At 60.6% G+C, this 5323-nt stretch carries 5 protein-coding genes and 3 pseudogenes; all 8 read left to right on the forward strand.

Features of this window, described 5'->3' with window-relative positions; genetic code table 11:
* Positions 1–359: pseudogene (locus ACWGS9_RS33900) on the forward strand (hypothetical protein); the annotation flags it as partial.
* A gap of 44 nt (positions 360–403) precedes the next feature.
* Entirely contained in the window at positions 404–751 is a 348-nt protein-coding gene (locus ACWGS9_RS33905; RefSeq protein ID WP_454509299.1) for a hypothetical protein, read from the forward strand.
* Complete coding sequence (locus tag ACWGS9_RS33910) at positions 748–933, forward strand: hypothetical protein (protein ID WP_454509300.1); 186 nt, start codon at positions 748–750, stop codon at positions 931–933. Before ACWGS9_RS33905 ends, ACWGS9_RS33910 begins: the two co-directional genes overlap by 4 nt.
* Positions 934–1565: 632 nt before the next feature.
* Positions 1566–2333: pseudogene (locus ACWGS9_RS33915) on the forward strand (aminotransferase class V-fold PLP-dependent enzyme).
* 343 nt (positions 2334–2676) lie between these two features.
* A pseudogene (locus tag ACWGS9_RS33920) lies at positions 2677–2820 on the forward strand (DUF4007 family protein); the annotation flags it as partial.
* A 42-nt stretch (positions 2821–2862) separates the two neighbouring features.
* Positions 2863–3183 (forward strand): helix-turn-helix domain-containing protein, encoded by a 321-nt coding sequence (locus ACWGS9_RS33925; protein ID WP_454509303.1) that lies wholly within the window; start codon positions 2863–2865, stop codon positions 3181–3183.
* Positions 3184–4067: 884 nt separating this feature from the next.
* A complete protein-coding gene (locus tag ACWGS9_RS33930) occupies positions 4068–4913 on the forward strand; it encodes a carbohydrate ABC transporter permease (protein ID WP_454509301.1) in 846 nt (281 codons plus the stop codon).
* A gap of 24 nt (positions 4914–4937) precedes the next feature.
* A partial coding sequence (locus ACWGS9_RS33935) for a beta-L-arabinofuranosidase domain-containing protein (protein ID WP_454509302.1) occupies positions 4938–5323 on the forward strand: 386 nt, incomplete at its 3' end.

The raw sequence follows: 5323 nt of genomic DNA on the forward strand, positions 1-5323 counted from the left end.
ATGAGGCGGAGACCTATTTTCTCTTTCGCCGGGCCTGCCCGGACTGCTACACGTTCCGGCCGGTGAAGGACTACACGGCACGCCGGATCCGAACCGTCTTCGGCTTGGTGAAGGTTCGCAATTCGCGCTGGATGCTGTGTCGGGATTGCCATCTGGGCATGACCGCTGCGTTCGCGCCGCTGAACGATATTTGTCCCGATCGCGCCACGCCGGAGTTGATGGAGCTGACGGCGCGGCTGGGAAGGATGATGCCATTACCGGGCAGGCGGCGAAGGTGCTGGCCGAGCTCCTGCCCATTGAGCCGACCGACAGGTACGCGACCGTGCGCAAGCGTACCATCAGGATCGGCAATCGGCTGACGACTAGGTTGCACAGGAAACATGGCGCGCGAGGTCTCAAACGGATGACCGACACCAGCTCGAGATGCAGCTTCCCGGTGATCGGCGCAAAGAGTTCGTCGTCAGCATCGACACCGCTCATGTTCGCAGCGCCGAGCCCAATTCAGCGCGAAACTTTGAGCTCGTCGTGGCCAGATGCGGGCGTGGGGAAGGGCGAACCCGGTGGCCGCTATCTCGTCACCGGGAGCACCGACCAGCGTGCAATCCGCGATCGCCTTCTCCACTCCCTCCGGGAAGTCGGATATCGCGGCTTTGGCGATGTGACAGTGGACGGTGCTGAAATCCTAAAGCGGCTGCCCCGCGCCATGCCGAAACCGACGACCCACATCATCGATTGTTCCACATCGCCATGAAGATCCAGCCCATCGTCGAGTCCGATATGGGCCTTGCCGATGGCGAGACCGGCGCGGATCATCACTCTCACTCCCTGCCGAATGCACTCAACCTGCGCATGAAGCAGGTCGAGCAATTCGTGGAAGATGGCGCCATCGCTGTACTGGGTATCGAACATCCGAACTCGCACGACCGCGTCTGACACCGAGTCGGTAAAGAGGCGGCTGAGCAGCCTGGCATCCTTCATTCTGCGAGTCGGCAGTTCTTCGACCGGTGCGGTGAACTCTCGCAGTTGCAACAAAACATCACGGATGTCGTGGGCGTGCCGCGTTTCGAGGAGGTTGAGAAAAACCCAACACGTCGATGAACGATGCAGGGCTCGTACCCCTCACCTGGCACGCGTGCAGCGATCTCCACCGCTTGCTCACGCGCCCGCCTTTTACGGGCAGCAGATCGCTCGACCGAACGCAACGCCTTGGCGATGGTCTCGAATTCCTTTGCTTTTCTGGGTATCCCTCAACCCTCTGCGGCCATTTGCATTCGTGGCGCAATTCTATGAGGCCTATCGAACGATGTACTATTATATATCAGAATGGCAATGTGATCACAATTCTATATTGGGTGATTGACAGGCACTCCGCGTAGCCGGTCTCTACGATTGTGCATCATGGCGAATGGGCCCAGAGTACCGGCAAGTAAGTCTATATGTCTCGAAGCGAAACACCATGGATGATGACAATAAAGCGCGGGCGACCTCGCCCACCGGTGGAATCTATCTGGATCACCACGCGACGACGCCGGTTGATCGGCGCGCTGCGGACGCTGTGATGCGCTATATGGTCGAAGAGTTCGGGAACGCCAACAGCGTCGATCACGTATACGGTGAGCGCGTTGCAGCGGCAAATTCAAGCGGCGACCGATTCCGTCGCCGAGCTATTCTCAGCCGAAGCGGACAATATTGTGTTCACGTCCCGCTCTACTCAAGCCCTGGAACTTGCATTCGGCCACGCAATGGGAGTGCATCGAGATTACCCCCTAAGGGTGGCCTTATCGCGTGCAGAACACCCTGCGATTATCGACATTGCGAAACGCGCGGAACATCGCGGCCTCGCAAGGCTGCGGTGGCTGGACGTTTCGTCGGACGCGTCGATCGATCTGGGCTAAGTGGAGCGGTTGGTACCGGAAGTCGACCTTCTTTGTCTGATGGCCGCCAACAACGAGGTCGGGACGGTTTACCCGGTCGCCGATGCCTACGAAATAGCCGCGGTCGCCTGCATCTCGATGTTGGTGGACGCTACTCAGGCTGCTGGGCGGGTCGCAATCGATCTCTCGGAAACGCCCTTCGACTACCTGGTCCCGAGCGGTCACAAAATCCACGCGCCGAAAGGAATAGGCGCGCTTATTTCGCGGATCTATCGGGCGGACGACAATCATGGGATCGCCGGCAGTCACCCGCCCACCCCCAACGTCCCCGCGATCGTGGGCGTGGGGGTCGCCTGCCGGCTCATGGTCGAGCAGGGTGCGGCGGATGAGCAGAGGATCAGGGAATTGAGGGATCTCATGTTGGATGAGTCGGGATCGAGCGTGCCAACCTCTCGTTGAACCACGGTACGCCCAGATTGTCCGGTAACCTTCATGTCTCGGCTCCTGGCGCCCCTAACGACCTCGTCGTGTCAAGATTGCGCGGGCAGGTGGCCATCTCGACCGGAGCGGCCTGCATGTCTGGCGCCCAAAGCGCCTCGCACGTGCTCCAGGCCATGAAACTTCCGCAAAATGTTCAGGAAAGTGCACTCCGCATCGGTCTAGGTCGGGCCACCTCGCGCGAGGATGTGATAGAGGCAGCACACACATCGGTTCGGCTATCGCGGCCGTGAAAGCGACCTTGGGACTGCAGCATGCTTGAAATCTCCCGCCACGGTGTGGGGCCTTCCGCTTCTCAGGACATGAATCCTTTGCCTGCCGATACGCTTGGCTCCCGAAGGCCCTATCGCGCGATCACTACGGCCCGGCGATGTTTTCCGACGACGAACGCAGCATGGTTGAACTGGGGATCGGCAAGAACATGGTCCGTTCTCTGCTTCTGGGTTGATGCCATGGGAGTCGCCTCGCCCGCCGACGGGACATCGGCCCACTGCAACATCAGCCGTGGCTTGGCAGCCTCATGGTCGCAGCCGGCCTCCGGCAGCGTCGTAAAACCATGACCCACCTGCTCGCTCTTAACGTCGGCTTGCGTGTCATTGGCCGCGAATGCCGGCGCCATGGCGCCAGGACGACGCGGCTGCCGAAGCCGCCGCGGCTCATCGACTACGTCCTGACCCGACCGCTGGTCTCGAGCGCAATGATCGAAAAAGAGCTGAGGGTGACGACCAGGGGCGCGCTCAATCTCGTCGGCGAGCTGGGCATGCGCGAAATCACGGGGAGAGGACGTTATCGGGCGTGGGGGATTGTCTAGAGCATAGATCTACCTCTCCGGCATGCCGTTGTCGTTCCAGCCGGACGGGGTCGCTTTTACTGCCCGAGTTCAATTGAGGCGCTAGTCGGTCCGGCAATTTCAAACCGACTTCAAAAGTTGGGCGAGGGAAATGTCGTGGCAGGTTTGGCTCGCATACACTGGCACAGTACAGCAGGAGCATGAAAGCACACTGAGCAGGATTGTGCGAAGTTCAACGAAATGTTGGACATCCGACGTAGCGGTTCCGGTGGACCCCGTTGTAATTAAAGGGGTTCTCCTTTGGCACGACTGATGCAGTGTGATCCGCAACCCGTCACCGACAGTGAGATCGCACGAAGAAAGTCGAATGGGCGCACGGACTCTCTCTTAGCGTGTTCCACAGTTTGAATCGATCCTAAGCATCGGACCCAGATCTCGGCACAGTCCATATTTGGCGGGATCAGACCATCGCCCGGGGATGGGGCAGCAGCCTACGCAGGGCCGGTGCCGGAGCCTCGGAATAGGACTGGAGACGTCATGACGGGACGGAGCGAACCATTCGAGGAAGAAAAACAACAAACGCCGGCAATCGGGCCCCAGCGTTTGAAGCCCGAGTGGCCTGGTCACGAGATCGAAGGATCTTCACGCGAGTTAGGCGCTGAGATGATGCTCCGCCAGTGTTTTTCTCCTTGGAATTCTTGTGCGTGGCATCGGGGCGCGATGTGGGGGCCGTCGCGGAACCAAGCAGGCTCGCGACCTTGAACGTGCAATCCGACCTCGGGGATGATTTGTTCCGCCGGACCGATCGCCTCTGTCGGGCAGAGATCGAGAAGCTCCCCTTGGCGAACTTTCGGCGGATATTCCTTCCACCGCTTTGACGTGAGAGAGTTCTAGGATATGGGGCGATGTCCCACAACCGCAAGGCAGCCTTCAGCTTTGCCAGGCATTCGACGGGCATCATCGCCTCGGTGCTTTTCCTGGCGCCGATCGTCTGGACGGTGCTGTCGACCTTCAAGCCGGCGCAGGAAGCGCGCCAGCCGCCGCTGCCGCCATGGCCGACCACCGGCTTCTCGATCGAGAATTACGAGACGCTGAACTCCTTCGGCGACGGGCTGTGGGTCTCGGCGCAGAACAGCATCTACGTCTCGGTGATGACGGTGCTGCTCTCGGTGCTGGTCAGCGTGCTTGCCGGCTACGGCTTCTCGCGCTTCCGTTTTCCGTTCCGGGATTTCTTCTTCGTCCTGATCCTGTCGACGATCATGATCCCGTTCCAGTCGATCCTGACGCCGATCTTCCTGGTGCTGACGAGGCTGGGTCTCCACAACACGCTGACCGGGCTGGTCTGCGTCTATGTCACGCTGCAGCTGCCATTCTCGATCTTCATGATGCGCAACGCCTTCGACGCCGTGCCGCGCGAGATCGAGGAGGCGGCGCGCATGGATGGCGCCAACAACGTTACCATGCTCATCAAGGTGATGCTGCCGCTGGTCTGGCCGGGCGTCGTCACCATCGCGCTGTTCGCCTTCCTCGGCGCCTGGAACGAGTTCCTGGCGGCGCTCGTGCTGATGACCGACCAGTCCAAATTCACCCTGCCGGTGATGATGACGGCGCTTCAGTCCGGCCGCTTCGGCGCCATCGACTGGGGCGCGGTGCAGGCCGGCGTCAGAGTGATGATGGTGCCCTGCTTGATCCTGTTCCTGGCGCTGCAGCGCTTCTACATCCGCGGCCTCATGGCCGGAGCCGTCAAATAAATCGCATTCGAATGGAGTGACGTTATGACCGCACCGCAATCCGCCGCCGTAGCCAAGGCCGAGACGTCCACGAAACTCGCTTTCCGGCCGCTGCCCGTGCCGCAGGTCGATGTCCGCGGTTTTTGGGGCGACCGTGTCGACGCGGTGGCCGCCAAGACCGCGGGCATCCTCTACGACCGCTGCGTCGAGGCGCGCATGCTGGAACAGATCGATCCGGACCGCCCGTCGCCGGGCGTCGTCATTCCTTTCCATGTCAGCGACGGTTTTACCGCCTGCACCGTGACTGCGCAGATGTTCTGGGATTCCGACTGGGGCAAGACGATCGAGACCGCCGCCTATTCGCTCCACCGGCGCCGCAATCCTGAGTTGGAAAAGAAGATCGACGCCGTCATCGACATGTACGGCAAGCT

The sequence above is a fragment of the Mesorhizobium sp. Arg314 genome, assembly GCF_053714275.1.

Bases quoted from the DNA above. Each gene is read 5' to 3' on its own strand.
- ACWGS9_RS33905 (WP_454509299.1), top strand. From the start codon at position 404: ATGACCGACACCAGCTCGAGATGCAGCTTCCCGGTGATCGGCGCAAAG.
- ACWGS9_RS33910 (WP_454509300.1), top strand. From the start codon at position 748: ATGAAGATCCAGCCCATCGTCGAGTCCGATATGGGCCTTGCCGATGGC.
- ACWGS9_RS33930 (WP_454509301.1), top strand. From the start codon at position 4,068: ATGTCCCACAACCGCAAGGCAGCCTTCAGCTTTGCCAGGCATTCGACG.